At 73.0% G+C, this 16,075-nt stretch carries 13 protein-coding genes; 12 read left to right on the top strand and 1 reads right to left on the bottom strand.

The genetic code is table 11. The features are described from left to right. Positions 1-11: 11 nt before the first annotated feature. The 8 genes from rpmI to O7626_RS19815 all read left to right on the top strand — a co-directional run bounded on the left by rpmI (position 12) and on the right by O7626_RS19815 (position 9,674). Entirely contained in the window at positions 12-206 is a 195-nt protein-coding gene (gene rpmI / locus O7626_RS19850) for a 50S ribosomal protein L35 (protein WP_203860005.1), read from the top strand. A 32-nt stretch (positions 207-238) separates the two neighbouring features. Continuing rightward, positions 239-631: a 50S ribosomal protein L20 gene (gene rplT / locus O7626_RS19845; protein ID WP_203860006.1), complete on the top strand. Its 393-nt coding sequence runs from the start codon at positions 239-241 to the stop codon at positions 629-631. A 32-nt stretch (positions 632-663) separates the two neighbouring features. Continuing rightward, a complete protein-coding gene (locus O7626_RS19840) occupies positions 664-1,548 on the top strand; it encodes an RNA methyltransferase (protein ID WP_278062657.1) in 885 nt (294 codons plus the stop codon). A gap of 440 nt (positions 1,549-1,988) precedes the next feature. Further along, a complete protein-coding gene (locus O7626_RS19835) occupies positions 1,989-3,050 on the top strand; it encodes a phenylalanine--tRNA ligase subunit alpha (protein ID WP_278062656.1) in 1,062 nt (353 codons plus the stop codon). Between the two features lie 59 nt (positions 3,051-3,109). Then, on the top strand, positions 3,110-5,701 hold the full coding sequence (locus tag O7626_RS19830; RefSeq protein ID WP_278062655.1) for a phenylalanine--tRNA ligase subunit beta: 2,592 nt from the start codon (positions 3,110-3,112) through the stop codon (positions 5,699-5,701). Positions 5,702-5,899: 198 nt separating this feature from the next. Then, entirely contained in the window at positions 5,900-6,985 is a 1,086-nt protein-coding gene (locus O7626_RS19825; protein WP_278062654.1) for a transporter substrate-binding domain-containing protein, read from the top strand. After that, positions 6,982-8,469, top strand: a complete 1,488-nt coding sequence (locus O7626_RS19820) for a hypothetical protein (RefSeq protein WP_278062653.1) — start codon at positions 6,982-6,984, stop codon at positions 8,467-8,469. The genes O7626_RS19825 and O7626_RS19820 overlap by 4 nt, the downstream gene beginning before the upstream one ends. Next, positions 8,466-9,674 carry an MFS transporter gene (locus O7626_RS19815; protein ID WP_278062652.1) on the top strand — a complete coding sequence of 403 codons (1,209 nt, stop codon included), beginning with the start codon at positions 8,466-8,468 and terminating at the stop codon, positions 9,672-9,674. The genes O7626_RS19820 and O7626_RS19815 overlap by 4 nt, the downstream gene beginning before the upstream one ends. On the opposite strand, the gene O7626_RS19810 is transcribed toward O7626_RS19815, so the two are convergent. After that, positions 9,671-10,390 carry a Crp/Fnr family transcriptional regulator gene (locus O7626_RS19810; RefSeq protein ID WP_278062651.1) on the bottom strand — a complete coding sequence of 240 codons (720 nt, stop codon included), beginning with the start codon at positions 10,388-10,390 and terminating at the stop codon, positions 9,671-9,673. The genes O7626_RS19815 and O7626_RS19810 overlap by 4 nt on opposite strands. Before the next feature lie 377 nt (positions 10,391-10,767). Between O7626_RS19810 and O7626_RS19805 the strand changes: the two genes are divergently transcribed. The 4 genes from O7626_RS19805 (at position 10,768) to O7626_RS19790 (ending at position 15,996) form a co-directional block, all read left to right on the top strand. Beyond that, the gene (locus O7626_RS19805) at positions 10,768-11,607 is read left to right on the top strand and encodes a hypothetical protein (protein ID WP_278062650.1); all 840 of its coding nucleotides are present in this window, start codon (positions 10,768-10,770) and stop codon (positions 11,605-11,607) included. Then, positions 11,604-13,859, top strand: a complete 2,256-nt coding sequence (locus O7626_RS19800) for a hypothetical protein (protein ID WP_278062649.1) — start codon at positions 11,604-11,606, stop codon at positions 13,857-13,859. The genes O7626_RS19805 and O7626_RS19800 overlap by 4 nt, the downstream gene beginning before the upstream one ends. Before the next feature lies 1 nt (position 13,860). Continuing rightward, positions 13,861-14,709 carry a hypothetical protein gene (locus O7626_RS19795; RefSeq protein WP_278062648.1) on the top strand — a complete coding sequence of 283 codons (849 nt, stop codon included), beginning with the start codon at positions 13,861-13,863 and terminating at the stop codon, positions 14,707-14,709. Between the two features lie 78 nt (positions 14,710-14,787). Continuing rightward, complete coding sequence (locus tag O7626_RS19790; RefSeq protein WP_278062647.1) at positions 14,788-15,996, top strand: PQQ-binding-like beta-propeller repeat protein; 1,209 nt, start codon at positions 14,788-14,790, stop codon at positions 15,994-15,996. Positions 15,997-16,075 lie beyond the last annotated feature (79 nt).

The raw sequence follows: 16,075 nt of genomic DNA, 5'->3' as shown, positions 1-16,075 counted from the left end.
GACGCACCAAGATGCCGAAGATGAAGAGCCACACCGGGATGGGCAAGCGGGTCAAGGTGACCGGCAAGGGCAAGATCGTCGCCCAGCAGGCCGGCCTCCGGCACAACCTGGAGAAGAAGCCCTCCACCCGGACCCGCCGGCTCACCGGCACCGTCGAGGTGGCCAAGGCCGATTTCAAGCGAATCAAGAAGTTGCTGGGCCGCTGACGCGCGCCTCTTGACCCTAAGGAGCAGTTGAGATGGCACGCGTCAAGCGGTCAGTGAATGCCCAGAAGAAGCGCCGTACGGTCCTGGAGACCGCCAGCGGCTACCGCGGCCAGCGGTCCCGGCTCTACCGCAAGGCCAAGGAGCAGGTGCTGCACTCGATGCAGTACGCCTACCGGGACCGGCGCGACCGCAAGGGCGACTTCCGGCAGCTGTGGATCACCCGGATCAACGCGGCGGCCCGCGCCAACGGGATGACCTACAACCGGCTCATCCAGGGGCTGAAGCTGTCCGGCGTCGAGGTCGACCGCAAGATCCTGGCCGACCTCGCCGTCAACGACCCGACCGCCTTCGCGGCGATCGTCGAGGTCGCCCGCGCCGCCGTGGCGGCCGAGGGCACCGGTGGCGCGTCGGCCCAGGCCGCCTGACCACCCCGCGACACCCGATCGAGGCGTCCCGCATGTCGGTTAATCCGCAGGTGGGGCGCCTTGACCATGTCCGGGGAGCGGAGCAGGGGCTGTTCACGCCACGCACCCCGAGGATCGTCGCGGCCCGGCGCCTGCACCGGCGCCGGGACCGCGACACCACCGGCCGGTTCCTGGCCGAGGGGCCGCAGGCGGTCCGGGAGGCGCTGGCCGTGCCGGGCGTGGTGGTCGAACTCTTCGGCACCCCGGCCGGGCTCGACAGGTACGCCGAGCTTGCCGGCATCGCCGCCCGGGCCGACGTGCCGGTCTCCCCGGTGACCGACGACGCGCTCGCGGCCCTCACCGAAACCGTCGCCCCGCAGGGCATCGTCGCCGTCTGCGCCCGGCTCGACGTGCCGATCGGCACCGCGCTGGACCGGCGGCCCCGGCTCGTCGCCACGCTCGCCGAGATCCGCGACCCGGGCAACGCCGGCACCGTGCTGCGCACCGCCGACGCCGCCGGGGCGGGTGCGGTGGTCTTTGCCGGGGACGCGGTCGACCCGTACAACGGCAAGTGCGTGCGCGCCTCGGCCGGCAGCCTCTTCCACGTCGACCTGGTCCGGGCACCCGACCCGGCGGAGGTGCTGGCCCGGCTGCGGGCGGCCGGACTGACCGTGCTGGCCGCCTCCGGCTACGGCGAGACCGACCTCGACGACCTCGCCGACTCCGGCGGGCTGGCCCGGCCCACCGCCTGGCTGTTCGGCTCCGAGGCACACGGCCTGCCGGCGGAGCTGGCCGAGGCCGCCGACGCCCGGGTACGCGTGCCGCTGCACGGCCGGGCCGAGAGCCTTAACCTGGCTGCCGCCGCCGCGGTCTGCCTGTACGCTTCGGCCAGAGCCCTGCGGCCCGGGTCCACCCGTTCCACGCCGGAGAGCGCATAATGGGTCCCGGGGCAGCAGAACCGACCAGGGAGTTGTCGACCTGATGACCGAGTCCGCCAGGCGGCGCGTCCGCGATCCGCGACGCCGCTCGTTTAGCCAGCCCGCCGGTCCCGGCGGGCGGCAGGGCTGACCCCTTTCCCTCCCTGCGTACCCTCCCACCGGCGGGCTGCGGCCCAGCCGCCCGTCCGTAGACTCTCCGCGAGCCGCCGCAACGGCGCCCGCCACCGGAACCTCTTCCGACCTCGACCGCACGGTGCCGGCCCGCCGCCGGTCACCTCGCGGCGGCGACGGACCTGCCGGGGAAGAGTCGACGCGCCGTACCGCCGTCCGGCGGAGCGGTCCGGTGTCCGACAGTGGGCGTGCCGCGTGGCGCACCGGGGACATTCGACGTGGAGACAGCGGGACCACCGCCCGCGACGCAGAGGGAGTAGCAGCACGTCATGACGTATCGCAACGACCCGTACGATCCGAAACAGGTCGCCCTGCTCGACCCGGAGGCGCTGGCGGCGGCGGTGGCCGACGCGACGGCCGCGTTCGACGCCGCCGCCGACCCCGACGGGCTGGCCGAGCTGCGCCGGGTGCACCTCGGCGACCGGGCCCCGGTGTCGCTGGCCCGCCGGGAGATCGGCGCGCTGCCACCGGCGGCGAAGTCCGACGCCGGCAAGCGGGTCAACGAGGCCCGCCGGTCCATCGAGGCCGCCTACGCCGACCGGCTGGCAGTCGTCCAGGCGGCACAGGCGGAGCGGATCCTCGCCGAGGAGCGGGTGGACGTCACCCTGCCCTACGACCGGCGGCCGCGCGGCGCCCGGCACCCGATCAGCACGCTCTCCGAGCGGATCGGCGACCTCTTCGTCGGGATGGGCTACGAGATCGCCGAAGGGCCCGAGATCGAACTGGAGTGGACCAACTTCGACGCCCTGAACATCCCGCCGGACCACCCGGCCCGGGGCACCATGGACACGTTCCACCTGGACCTGCCGGGACTGGTGCTGCGCACCCACACCTCGCCGGTGCAGGCCCGCACCATGCTGGCCCGCAAGCCCCCGATCTACATCGTCTGCCCCGGCCGGGTCTACCGGACCGACGAGCTGGACGCCACGCACAGCCCGGTCTTCCACCAGGTCGAAGGGCTGGTGGTGGACGAGGGGATCACCATGGCGCACCTGCGGGGCACCCTGGACCACCTGGCGAAGGCGATGTTCGGGGCCGAGGCGCGGACGAGGTGGCGCCCGCACTACTTCCCGTTCACCGAACCCAGCGGCGAGTTCGACGTCTGGTTCGCCCAGCACCGGGACGGCCCGCGCTGGGTCGAGTGGGGCGGTTGCGGCATGGTCAACCCCCGGGTGCTGCGGGCCTGCGGCATCGACCCGGACGTCTACTCCGGATTCGCCTTCGGGATGGGCATCGAGCGCACCCTGATGTTCCGGCACGGCATCGGGGACATGCGGGACATGGCCGAGGGCGACGTGCGGTTCAGCCGCGCGTTCGGGGTCGAGGTGTGATCCCGGTGGCCAACGACGTGGTAGTGCCCGACGACGCGACGGATGCGGTGGTCTGAGTCATGCGAATTCCTGTTTCCTGGCTGCGCGAGCACGTCGAACTGCCGGCCGAGCTGGGCCCCGACGAGCTGGAGCAGGCCCTGGTCAGCCTCGGCATCGAGGTCGAGTCCATCGTGGACCTGCGCGGCACCGTCACCGGCCCGCTCGTGGTCGGCGAGGTGCTCGAGATCGAGGAGCTGACCGGATTCAAGAAGCCGATCCGGTTCTGCCGGGTCGACGTCGGCGCCGCCAACGGCACCGGCGAGCCGCAGGAGATCGTCTGTGGTGCGACGAACTTCGCCGCCGGTGACCGGGTGGTGGTGATCCTGCCCGGCGGCGTACTGCCCGGCGGGTTCTCGATCGGCGCCCGGAAGACGTACGGGCGCAACTCCAACGGCATGATCTGCTCGGTCCGGGAACTGGGCATCGGCGACGACCACGCGGGCATCCTGGTGCTGCCCGAGGACGTGCCGGCCAAGCCCGGCGACGACGCGCGGCCGGTGGTCGGGCTCGACGACGTGGTCGTCGAGGTCGAGATCACCCCGGACCGGGGGTACGCGATGTCCGTACGCGGCCTGGCCCGGGAGCTGTCGCACGCCTTCGAGGTGCCGTTCCGGGACCCGGGGCTGGCACCGGCGCCCGGGGCGACGCCGGAGCCGGCGTACCCGGTCCGGGTGCTGGACACCGTCGGCTGCGACCGGTTCGCCGCCCGGGTGGTCCGGGGCGTCGACCCGGCCGCCGAGTCGCCGGCCTGGATGCGGCAGCGGCTCACCCACGCCGGCATCCGGACCATCTCGCTGCCGGTCGACATCACCAACTACCTGATGCTGGAACTGGGCCAGCCGATGCACGCCTTCGACTCCGACGCGCTCCGGGGCGAGCTGGTCGTGCGCCGGGCCGTGCCGGGGGAGCGGCTGACCACCCTGGACGGGGTCGACCGGGCGCTGGACCCGGAGGACATGGTGATCTGCGACGCCGGCCTGCCCGGGGCCGGTGACGGCGGAGTGCCGATCTCGCTCGCCGCCGTGATGGGCGGCGAGACCAGCGAGGTCGTCGACAGCACCGTCAACGTGCTCTTCGAGGCGGCGCACTGGCAGGCGGTGATGGTCGGCCGGACCGCCCGCCGGCACAGGCTGTTCAGCGAGGCCGCCAAGCGCTGGGAGCGCGGCGTCGACCCGGCGCTGCCACTTGTCGCCCTGGAGCGGGCGGTAGAGCTGCTCACCAGGTACGGCGGCGGCACGGCCGGCGTCGAGGTGCTCGACGTCGACCACGTCCGCCCGCCGAACCGGGTCGTCGTCGACGCGGACCTGCCGGCCCGGCGCGCCGGGGTGGCGTACCCGCCGGGGCGGACGGTCGAGCTGCTGGAGCGGGTCGGCTGTGCGGTAGCGGTCGGCGACGGGCGCACCGCGGCCGGCAACGGGCGGGCCGGCACCGGCAACGGGCCCGGCGGACGGCACGCGAGCGGGCCGGACACCCTGGTGGTCACCCCGCCGAGCTGGCGGCCGGACCTCACCGACCCGGCGGACCTGGTCGAGGAGGTGATCCGGCTGGACGGCTACGAAAAGGTGCCGTCGGTGCTGCCGGTCGCCCCGCCCGGCCGGGGACTCACCCCGGAGCAGCGGCGCCGCCGCTCGGTCAGCCGTACCCTCGCCGAGGCCGGCTTCGTCGAGGTGCTCTCCGCACCGTTCGTCTCCGCCGAGCTGTTCGACCGGCTCGGGCTGCCCGCCGACGACCCGCGCCGGAACGCGGTGCGGCTGGCCAACCCGCTGGCCGACACCGAGCCGCTGATGCGGACCACGCTGCTCGGCACCCTGCTCGGCACGCTGCGCCGCAACCTCGGGCGGGGCCACCGGGACGTGGCGCTCTACGAGATCGGCCTGGTCTTCCTGCCCCGGCCCCGGACCGGCCCGCCACCAGCGATGGGGGTGGAGCACCGGCCGAGCGACGAGGAGTTCCGGGCCGCCGACGCCGTCCTGCCGGAGCAGCCGTGGCGGGTCGCCGGGGTGCTGGCCGGCGAGGTGGAGCCGGCCGGCTGGTGGGGTGCCGGACGCCAGGCCGGCTGGGCGGACGCGGTGCAGGCGGGCCGGGACGTGCTCGCCGCCGCCGGCATCCCCGGCGACCGGGTGGCGGTCCGGCAGGCGGAGTACGCACCCTGGCACCCCGGCCGGTGCGCCGAGTTCCGGGTGGACGACGTGCCGGTCGGGCACGCCGGGGAACTGCATCCGGCGGTACTGTCCGAACTGGACCTGCCGGCCCGGGCCAGCGCGTTCGAGATCGACCTGGACGCCCTGCCGGCCGCACCGGTGACGCCGGCACCCCGGATCTCCGGCTACCCGCCCGCGCTGATCGACGTGGCGCTGGTGCTGGACGCCGCCGTGCCGGCCGACGAGGTGCAGCGGGCCCTGGCCGAGGGCGCCGGGGAGCTGCTGGAGTCGATCCGGCTCTTCGACGTCTACTCCTCGGAACAGCTGGGGCAGGGGCGCAGGTCGCTGGCGTACAAGCTGGTGTTCCGGGCGCCGGACCGGACGCTCACCGGCGAGGAGGCGGTGGCCGCCCGGGACGCGGCGGTGGCCGAGGCGGCCCGCCGGTTCGGTGCGGTGCTCCGGGGCGCCTGACGCCGGTACCCCGTCCGGATGGTCGATCGCGGCCGTCGCGCTCCGGCGCGGCGGCCGCGACCGTCTGCCCCGGGAACGCCGCACAGCGGCCTCGTCCGGTTTCGCGGATCTTGTACCCTACGGACTCGCGGAAGACGTCGGCGGGGGTACGCCGTGCCGCACGACCCAGGGGTCACCGTCCGGATAGGAAGATCGAACGTGGCGCCGAACCCGGCCAGATGGTCCAGCCTGCTGCTCAAGCCGCTCCGGATCTGGGGCCCGGTGCTCGCCCTGCTGCTGGTGGTGGCGGTCGCCGGGACGTACATCGCGATCGGGCTGCGCCCGTCGCCCACCTCGCCGTCCCGGCCGGTGCTGGTCGCCAGCGGCGACTGGGCGCCGTTCGTCGGCCCGGAGTTGCCCGACGGCGGCCCGGTCGCCGAACTGGTGGTCGAGGTGCTGAACCGCGCCGGCTACCGCCCCGAGATCAGGTACACCTCGTGGGCGCTGGCCGAGGAGCAGGTCCGCTCCGGTGCCACCGTCGGGGTCTTCCCGCTGGTCGCCAGCGAGTCACGGCGGGCGGACCTGCTGCTGTCGGACCCGCTCGTCGACTTCGAGTACGTGCTCTTCTACGACCGCCGGGCCGGCCAGCCGAAGATCTCCGCCGCCGCCGACCTGGCCCGGCTGCGGGTCGGCGGCATCACCGGGTACGACTACTGGGACGAACTGGAGTCGGCGGTCACCGACTTCGTCGAGTTCAAGTCCACACTGGAGGGCTTCCAGGCACTGGCCGAGGGCCGGATCGACCTGCTCGCCGAGGGGCTGCTCCCCGGCCAGGCGGCGCTGGCCGATCCCGACTTCACCGGGGACATCGCCGACTTCGGCCACCTCCAGGGCGACGACCCGCTGGTCCACTCCGTCCAGGGGCTGCACTTCATGATGGCGGACAGCACCGAGGCGGCCGCCGTGATGCGGAAGTTCAACCAGGAACTCGGCCAGTTGCGCCGGAGCGAGGAGTACGCCGAGATCGTCGCCGGGCTAAGCCCGTCGGAGCAGCGGGAGGTCGCCCTCGATCCGGTCGGCGGCACCGGGCTGGTGGAGCTGCTGGACGAACGCGGCGTGCTGGTCCTGCTCGCCCCGCAGGGCACCCGGGCGCAGGTGCTGCACTGGCCGGACGAGTTCGTCGGCCGGGCCGGCCCGACACCCGGCCGGATCCTGGTCGAGGTGAAACTGACGAACGGGCCGGCGCAGGGGCGGGTGCTCCGGGTCGACGCCCGCGCCCTGCGGTTGGGGACGGTGGGCCGGTGACCCAGTTGCGGATCCTCGCCCCGGTGGTGGTCGACTTCTACGCCGTACCCGGAGCGGCGCTGCGGGATCCCGGGGCGCACGCGCGGTTCTGGGCCGAACGCCAGCCGGAGCTGGACGCGCTGCTGCCCCGGCTGGCCCCGCCGTTGCCGGCGGCGGCTGCCGTGCCCGCTGCCGTCGCTGTGCCGGGGGCGGATGCTTCGCCCGCTGCCGCCGCGTTGCCGGCGGCCGGGGTGCCGCCGGAGGTGGCGTTGCGGCACACCCGGCCGCGCAGCTCGCTGAACCTCTACCGGACGATCAGCGAGCACGCCGCCGAGCGGACCATGCACGTACTGACCGGCCGGCTCCGCCCCGAACACCTGCCGGAGGAGCCCGGAGACCCGCTCCGGGCCGGGCTCGTGGAGATCAGCTTCCGGCTCTACGACCACGGGTTGATGCTGCTGGAGATGCTGGCCGAGGTGGACCCGTGGCTGGCCGGGCACACCGGACGGCTGCCGGCCCGGCTCGACGAGTTGCAGGCCCGGGCGGTGGAGCTGGGCGAGCAGACGGCCCGGGAGGTCGTCCGGCGCTACCTGGACCCGGTGCTCGCGTTGCTGCGCGACGCGGACCGGGACGAGGAGGTGCTGCTCCCCGCCACCGTCGCCGACGACCCGGTGACGGCGGAGTTCGGCGAGGCGCTCTGGGTGACCCGGAGCCTGGTGGTCGACCCGTCCGCGCCCGGTGCCGCGCAGATGACCCGGCACTGGCTCAAGGACGTCGTCATCGACGACGACCCGCGGCCACCGGCCGACCGGCTGCTCGACGGCGAATTCGACCACCTGGTCCGCTGGCTGAACTACCTCTTCCTGGACCGGACCGGTGCCGGTGGCCGGATGCTGCCCGGCGACCCGTTCCGGGACCAGTGGGAGGCGCTGCGCTACGCCCAGGTGTTCTACGGCGTACTGGACCGGATCGACGCGCGGCTGTCGAAGATTCTCGCCGACTCGGCGGCGGCCGGCTCACGGTGGGAGTTGGAGCAACTGCGGGGCCAACTGACCCGGCTGAGCCAGCGGGCCGAACTCATCATCATGGAGCGGCAGGACCTGTCGAAGTACCTCAAGCGGGCCGTACGGGTCGAGATGGACGCGATCCTCGACTTCTGGGACTACGAGAAGCTGCTGGAACAGCCGGTCCTGTTCAAGACCGAACTGTGCGGACGGCGGCTGGCCGAGCTGGCCGCCCGGCGTACCGCCCGGTCGGCGATGTTTACCGACCTGATCCTGCTCGGCATCGCGATGACCTCGATCCTCGGTACCGCGCTCGCGGTCACCGAGTTCGGCCGGGCGATCGCCACCGACCCGGAGATGGCCGCCTACGACCTCGGACGATCGTCCCTGGTCGCCTGGGTCGCCTCGCAACCGGCCGACGCCATCCTGGTCACCTCCGGAGTGGTCTCCGCACTGCTGGTCCTGGTCTACCTGTTCTTCCGCCGGGACCGCAGCGGGTGAGGCAGGCGCTGCGCAGTCGGGCGGTGCGTACCTTCGCCGTCACCCAGTTCCTGCTGGAGGTCCAGTTCTGGTTCCCGATCTGGCTGCTCTACCTGCTGGACCTCGGCTTCCCGCTGGCCACCGCGGTACTCGCCGACGGGGTGTTCCGGATCGTCTCGGTCGCCTGCGAGTTCCCGGTCGGGGTGCTCGCGGACCGGATCGGGCGGCGCCGGGCGTACCTGACCCTGGCCGGGGGTGCGGTGCTGACGTTCGCGGCGATCTCACAGGTCCGTACCGTGCAGACGCTCTTCGCCGCGTGGGTGCTCTGGGCCGTACTCTGGGCGCTCAGCTCCGGGGCGGCCAGCGCCTACCTCTACGAACTCTGCCTACAGGACGAGCTGGAGATCAGTCCGTCCCGGGCCTTCGGACTGGTCCGTGCGGTCGGCAGCGGCTCGGTGCTGCTCTCGCTGCTCGCCGCCGGCTACCTCTACAAGACGGAGCCGACGCTGCCGTTCACCGTCACCGCCGGCCTGGCCGCGGTGGCGTTCCTGCTCGCACTGACCCTGCCGGAGATCGCCGGATCCCGGGTCGCCACCACACTGGCCTCGGTGGCCGCCGACATCCGGGCCGCGGTGGCCGACGTGCGGGTCCGCCGGGCCGTCTGGCTGGGCGTGCTGCTGCTGCTCTTCGGCTGGAGCGCCCGGATCCTGTTCCAGCCACTGGCCCTGGAGCTGGGCCTCTCCGCCCAGGTCACCGGCTGGATGTACGCGGCCTTCGCCGCCGCCTCGGTGCTCGGCGGCCTGCTCGCCGGGTACGTTCCGGTGCCGCGCCGCCGGATCGCGCTGACCGGGTCGTTCCTGCTCGTCCTCGGCACCCTGGTCGCGGTCAGCCAGGCGGAGTGGCTCGGCCCGTTCCTGTTCCTGCCGGTGATGGGCTTCGGCTATGCGCTCGGCATGACGGTGCTGGAGGTGCTCACCAACGAGGTCACCTCGCGCCGGGTCCGCGCCCTGGTCTTCGGGGTGGTCGCCAGCCTGGCCGGGGTCGGTATCGCGGTGGCCCGCCCCGGGCTGGGGATCCTCTCCGAACGGCGGTCGACCGGGTTCGCGGCCGGGGTGTGGGCCGGGATCGGCGTCGTACTGGTGCTGCTGGCGATCTGGCAGATCCGTCGGCTCGACCGCGGTCCGCACGGTCTCCGGATCCGGTCCGAACCCGATGCGGGACGTTAACGGCCGTCGAGTGGGTCGAAGCCGCAGATTTCCCACAGCCGCGCGAGGTCGCGGATGGTGATCCGTCGGTAGTCGGTCTCCACGACTCCTTCCCCGCGGAGCTGACGAAGGGTCTTCTCGATGGTGGTGTCCGAAGCGCCGCAGGCGGTGGCGAGTTCCGACTGGGTCAGATGGATGTCGATGACCACCCCGTCGGGTGCCTGACGTCCGTGGCTGCGCGCCAGCTCGGCGATGATCCGGGCCACCCGCACCCGCGCCGGGTACGAGGTGAACTCGACCCGCCGCTGGTTGGACCAGCGGAGCCGGTCCGCCACCATGGCCGCGACCTCCAGAGCCGCCTCCGGGTGACTGCGCAGGAATGGCTTGAACTCGTGCAGTTGGATGACGTTCACCACGGCCGGGCCGCAGGTGGTGACCGTCGCCGACCGTGGCCGCTTGTTCAGCGCGGACATCTCACCGACGAGGTCGCCCCGGAACCGGATGGCGAGCAGGGTGCTCCGCCCGTCCGGGTGGCTGGCCGTCACCTTTGTCAGACCCTGCCGGAGCAGCACCAGATGTGACCCCTGCGCTCCCTCGTGCAACAGGATCTGTCCGGCGACCACCCGCCGCCGGACGCCGAGTCGGAGCAGGTCCGCCCGGGTCGCCGGGTCGAGTCTGGACAGCAGCGTCCCGTGTGGCCAGTCGGTGGCCGACTGGGGGTCGGGTCGAGACGGCACGGCGACTCCTGGGAGGTGAGGGCCGATGTTGCCGTAGCGTAGCCGGATCGCATCGCTCTGCGATCTGTATCGGGCAACGCCTTTTCGGACCAGGGCTTCGACCAGCAACACAGCCAGCCCGACCAGGGGCGGTACGCCTGCGACAGCGAAGATGTCGGCGAGTTGTGTCGAGCAGAGCGGGGTCATGGGGCCAGCGAAACCGACGGCGACGCGCCATACCTCTCCCCAGTAGGGAAAGGCACCTTCCCGACTGTCGGCCCGGCGGGGCCGCACATCCCGTACTTCTACGGAGTCTCGTCGCCCGGATGCCGCTTTGATGTCCCCTCGGCGCCCGCCGTCCGGCGGGGCGTCGAGCTGGGGAGAGGATGGGGCGAGCGATGAACCACCCGGAGCGACGGCTGCTCATCTCGGTGGACATGGAGCGGTACAGCAGACGCGGGAACCTACAACAGTACGAGGCGCAGCAGGCGTTCCAACAGCTGTTGCACGAGGCGGCCACGGCGGTGGGCCTGGACCGGGTCTCCTGGAAGACCCAGCAGGCGGGCGACGGCGAACTGGCGATCCTCCCGGGCGACACCCGGGAACCGCAGGTGATCGGTCGACTGGTCCCGGACCTCAACCGACGGCTGCGGCACTACAACAGCAGCCGGCTGCCGGAGGCGAGGGTCCGACTCAGGGTGGCCCTGCACCAGGGGCTGGTGCACCTCGACGGCGCGAACGGCTTTCCCGGCAGAGCGGTGAACGAGGTCTGCCGGCTCTGCGACGCCCGCCAGTTGAAGCGGGCGCTGGTTTTGTTCCCGGACGCCGGGGTGGCACTGATCGTCTCGTCCGCCATCTATCAGGAGGTGGTCGCCGAGTACCCGGAGGAACTTCGGCCCGAGCGGTTCCAGCGCGTCGAGGTGCACCACCCGGACAAGGGCTTCCGCGAGCCCGCCTGGATCTGCGTGGTCGACGAGGATCTGTCGACAGTTTCCGCTGAGGCGCTGGCGGCCGAACCGGTGTCCCGACCGGCCCCACCGGAGCAGCCCTCAGCCGAGACCCCGGGCGGGAAGGACTCCGGCCGACAGCCGGCGTCCGGCGGTGATCCCGGGCCGCCGGGTGCGATAAACGTCGGCGAGATGCGGGTCACCGGCCAGAACGCCGTCGGGCACGGTGCGATGGCGATCGGTTCGATCGGCGACAACGCGAGTTTCGGTGCCGAGGGTCAGCAGCGGTGAGCGATTCCCAGCCGACGCCGCGTCCGGCGCCACCGGACCCGGTCCCTGGGCTCGACCACCAGGCCCGCACCGGGGCTGACCCCGAGGCGCCGGTGCCGTTGGCCGGCGAGAGCCGCCCGGAGACTGCTCCCGATCAGGTTCCCGATCCGCCGTCGCAGGAGGATCAGGGGCTGGACGACGAGGAGGACGAGGGGGAGTTCCCCGCCGCGACCGAGGTGCTCGACCAGCTCAGCGCGCTCGGCCTGACGTCGGCGGAGATCGACGTCGGCGAGATGCGGGTCACCGGCCAGAACGCCACCGGCCACGGCGCGACCGCGATCGGGTCGATCAACAACTTCACCGTAGCGGGTACGGAGAGCACCATCTGGTGCCAGCACCTGTCGGCGACCGTCGTCCGGGACCTGGACTACGGTTACGCTCCCGCGGCCAGCGACGATCGGCTTGACCAGCTCCTGAAGCGAAGCCACCTGGTCTGTCTCGGCGGCCGGCCCGGCACCGGCAGGTACACGGCAGCCTGCCTCGCGCTGGCCCGGCGGCACGCCGCAGACCGGGTCGCGGTGCTCTCGGCCGGTCAACTCGCCGAACTTGTCCGCCGGGAGCGGCTGCTGCGGAGCGGGTTCGGCTATCTGCTGCAACTCGACCCGAGCCAGCTTCCGGTCGACGGCATGACCCGGGTCGGCCTGGCCGCACGCATGCAGACCCTCGGCTCCAGCCTGGTCCTGATCGCGGACTTCGGCCGGCAGAGCCAGGATCTTGCCGGTGAGTTGGTGGCACACCAGTCCGCACAGGCGCTGGAGGTGTTCCGCCGGCAGCTTGCGCACCGGTTGCGGGGGCGGTGCCTGGCCGGATGCCGAGACTGCGACGGAACCTGCCGGTCCGACTACGTCGCCGGGGAGTGTCTCGGCCAGCCGGCGCTGCGGGCGTACCTGGCCGGTGCGCCCCGGCCGGCCGAGGTCGTCCGGCTGGTCGAGGCGATAGCGCAGAGCGTGCCGCAGGGTCCGGCGCTTGCCCGGTTGTTGAGCCGCCAGCTTCCGGAGCAACTCCGGCAGCGGGCCCAGGAGATCCTGGAACCGGCGGAACCGGAGACCACACCTGCGGGACCCGGTGATGGCGACTACCTCCGCGCCTTCCGGCTCTCCTGCGCGGTACTCGCCGGACAGTCGATCGCGGACATCACCGACGCAGCCAGGCGGCTGCTCGGCGGCAGCGGGCCGGAACAGCCGCAGGTGGGATCGGCGCTGCGCCGGCCCGACCTCGAACGCCTGCTCGGTCTGCCGCTGCGCCAGGCCGTGACGTTGGAGGACCCGGACCTGCGCCCCGGCGCCCGCACGCTCCGGTTCAATCCCGAGTCCGGGCAACTGCCGGCCAGCATGCTGGACGTCGCATGGCGAGAATGGGCCATTCCCGACCGGCTGCTGCACTGGTTCGCCGAGCTGGTGAGAACGGCGTCGCCAGGGGTTCGGCAGGCCGCTGCCGGTGCCGTCGGCTGGGCAGCCGGGCGAGACGCCGAAGGCGCCGTCCAACTTGTCCGGGACCTCGCCGGAGAACGACGGCCGGGCGTGCGGCAGGCCGCCGGGATCGCCTTGGTGGCAATGGCGTTGCAGCCTTCACTCCAGCGCCGGATCCGCCTCGAACTCGACAGCTTGGCGACGGACGGCAGTGCCTACCAGCGTGACACGATCGCCCGGGCCTACGCCCTCGGGCTCGGCCGGCTGTGGCCCGAGGCCGCGCTCGGCCACCTCGGCCAGGTGGCCCGGGCCCGGATGCAGCGCCGGAACAACTCGGTGGTCCGCGCACTGGTGGAGATCTACCAGTCCGGCAAGGCGGACCTGGTGGTGTCCGCGCTGGTCGGTTGGGCCGGGTCGGGAGACCGCGAGGTGCGGCTGCACGCCGCTCGGGCACTGCGGGCGCTCGCGGAGCGCTGGGCGGAGCCGCCTCGGGCGCACTGGCCGGAGTTGTTGGACCTGGTCCGCTCGGGGACGGTCCGGATGTCGGACGTGGCGACGCTGTGGGCGGTCGCGCTGTCCCTGCCGGAGACGGCGTACCGGTCCTGGCGGACCCTCGGCTACTGGCTGAACCGCGCCGACGGTTGGCCGGAGGTTGCCGACAGCTGCGTCGAGCTGCTCACGGCGACCATCACCGACAGGCCGTTGCGCCGCCGGCTCGACCACCAGGTACGGCACGTGTGGCGCCCCATCATGCAACGCAACGAACTGCTCTTCCGGGTCTCCCGTCTGACGAACGAGGACTGAGATGTCGTTTCCCCCTGTCACACCTGGAAACCCCGCCGGCCGGCCACCCGTGCCGCCGCGATCGGTCGGTGACCCACAACCCCAGCTCGGTTTCTGGCGGCGGCTGTTCGGACCGCCGCTGCCACCTCCCGCGCCGCCGCTACCGCCGCCGCCGGAGGTGGTGACCCTGCGCTGGGAGACGCCGGAACCGATGGTGGTGCCGGCGATGGGTGACGCGTTCGACTTCCTGGTCCGGGCGGTCTTCTACTGGACCGCCAACGGAATCAGCTACGACGATCTGCGGCACCGGGTGCATCAGCACACCCCGTGGGCGACCACGCTCGTCCGGGAGCGGGCCGCCACCGTCGCCCGGACGTTCGCACCGCATCGCTCGCACGAACTGCAACGGATGCTCAACGCCGAACTCGGCGGCCAGCGTTGGCCACGCGGTGCGGACGGCCCGACGCCGCGGTTCGGCGTACACGTCTGGGTGAGCCCGGATCCTCGGGTACGCGAGCGCCTCCGGCCGTACTGGGAGGAACGGATCCGGCTGGAGTGCGAGCACGAACTCGGCATGTTGCGTACCGAACAGGCAGACGAGATGACGAGGCGATGGCGGGAGGTGTTGGAGAGCCTGGACAAGGACCCGGTCACCTCGCACGCGGCCCGGCTGACCGGGGAACAGTTCGCGAAGGTCTTCGGCGAGTTCGTGAAGGAGCGCAACCAGGCGGTCCCGGACTTGATCACGCTGCTCGAGTACGCGGTGAAGGGCCACGGTGACCTGCAGATGGGGCCGTCGGAGTACACGGAGGCATGGGACGCGGCGTTGCAGGCGTACCGTCGCCAGCACGGTCTGGTGGAGACCACGTAGCGGGGGCACGGGTTACGCTCGGCTGGCCGGCGCAGGGTGGTACCGCGCCGGCTCGGGCGGATCAGGTGGAGAGCCGGGATGGCGGTACTCATCGACCTCGGCACCGAGCGCGGCCTGCCGGAGACCGATCCGCCGCCCTCGCCGGGTTCTCGACGGATCTCGGCGCGCTGGCTGTCGGGGCTGCTCTCCGGTCTGCTGCTGTTCGCCGGGGTCACCGCCGCCGCGCCGCCGACCGGGGCGCTGCGGCCGGCGGGCGATCTCGACCTGCCGGCCGGGAGCACCTACTTCGTCGCCGACGACCTGCTGCTGGTCGCCACCGCGCCGGCCGGCAGGTCCGGCACCTCCGACGCGGACGACCTGTCGGGGACACTCAGCGCGTACGCGTTGCCGGGTGGGAAGCGGCGGTGGACGGTACCGGTCGACACGGCCGGTCGGCACTACGCGGAGCTGGCCGGCGACGTACTGCTGGTCGCCGAACTCGACCCGGTCGGCCGGCGTACGGTGACCGTCGCCCGGTCGGCCCGGACGGGCGCGCTGCGCTGGAGCCGGCCGGGTCGGGTCATCCGGGTCGCCGGCAGTGGACTCGGGCTCGGGGTCTCCGAGGTGCGCAGCGTCTCCGGCGCGGGTCGCCGGCTGGAGGGCGCCGTCGAGGCGGTGGAGCTGGCCAGCGGGCAGGTCCGGTGGCGGTTGCCGCTGGCGTCGACCGCCGTGGTGCAGCCGGTGCCCGGCGACCCGGCCCGGGTGCTTGTGGTGCACGACGACGTCCGGGCGCGGGTGCACGACCTCGGCACCGGCGCGCCGGTCGGCGCCGGTGAGCTGCCGCCGGCCGACTACGCGCAGAGCAATCCCTGGGTGGTCGGTGGCCGGTTGGTGTTGCGGCACCCGGCGGGGCGGGATCCGGCGGTCAGCGGGTACGACCTGCCGGGGCTCACCCGGCGGTGGACCCGGCCGGGTGCGGGGACCGGCGAGGTGGTGCGGGACTGCGCGGGCCTGGCCTGCCTGGACGGCGGGTCGCGGGTGGTCGCCCTGGATCCGGCGACCGGGGCGCAGCGGTGGAGCCGGCTGCGGCCCCGGGGCTGGAACTCGATCGTCCGGTCCCCGGACCTGTTGATCCGGCCGGACGCGCACCAGGGCCGGTCGCTGCTGGCGGTGGCCGACGGTGCGACGCTGCGGATCCTGGGTGTCCTGCCGCCCGGGGTGGTGGACTGCCGGGCCGGCGCGGCCGCCGTGGTCTGCCGGACCGCTCCGGACCGGCTCGGCGTGTGGCGGCTGACCGGACCGGCCTGACTCCGCCACCGCCGCGAAAGTTCATTCACTCCACCGCATAGACTTGCAGGCTTCTTCGATTGCTGCTAGCGTGCTCTCT

The sequence above is a fragment of the Micromonospora sp. WMMD1102 genome, assembly GCF_029626265.1.
GTDB lineage: Bacteria > Actinomycetota > Actinomycetes > Mycobacteriales > Micromonosporaceae > Plantactinospora.
This window is presented reverse-complemented; position numbering and strand designations above follow the sequence as displayed.

Excerpts from the sequence above, each read along its gene's own strand:
- O7626_RS19840 (WP_278062657.1), top strand. The coding sequence starts at position 664 with ATGTCGGTTAATCCGCAGGTGGGGCGCCTTGACCATGTCCGGGGAGCG.
- O7626_RS19790 (WP_278062647.1), top strand. The coding sequence starts at position 14,788 with ATGGCGGTACTCATCGACCTCGGCACCGAGCGCGGCCTGCCGGAGACC.
- O7626_RS19795 (WP_278062648.1), top strand. The coding sequence starts at position 13,861 with ATGTCGTTTCCCCCTGTCACACCTGGAAACCCCGCCGGCCGGCCACCC.
- rpmI (WP_203860005.1), top strand. The coding sequence starts at position 12 with ATGCCGAAGATGAAGAGCCACACCGGGATGGGCAAGCGGGTCAAGGTG.
- rplT (WP_203860006.1), top strand. The coding sequence starts at position 239 with ATGGCACGCGTCAAGCGGTCAGTGAATGCCCAGAAGAAGCGCCGTACG.
- O7626_RS19830 (WP_278062655.1), top strand. The coding sequence starts at position 3,110 with ATGCGAATTCCTGTTTCCTGGCTGCGCGAGCACGTCGAACTGCCGGCC.
- O7626_RS19805 (WP_278062650.1), top strand. The coding sequence starts at position 10,768 with ATGAACCACCCGGAGCGACGGCTGCTCATCTCGGTGGACATGGAGCGG.
- O7626_RS19835 (WP_278062656.1), top strand. The coding sequence starts at position 1,989 with ATGACGTATCGCAACGACCCGTACGATCCGAAACAGGTCGCCCTGCTC.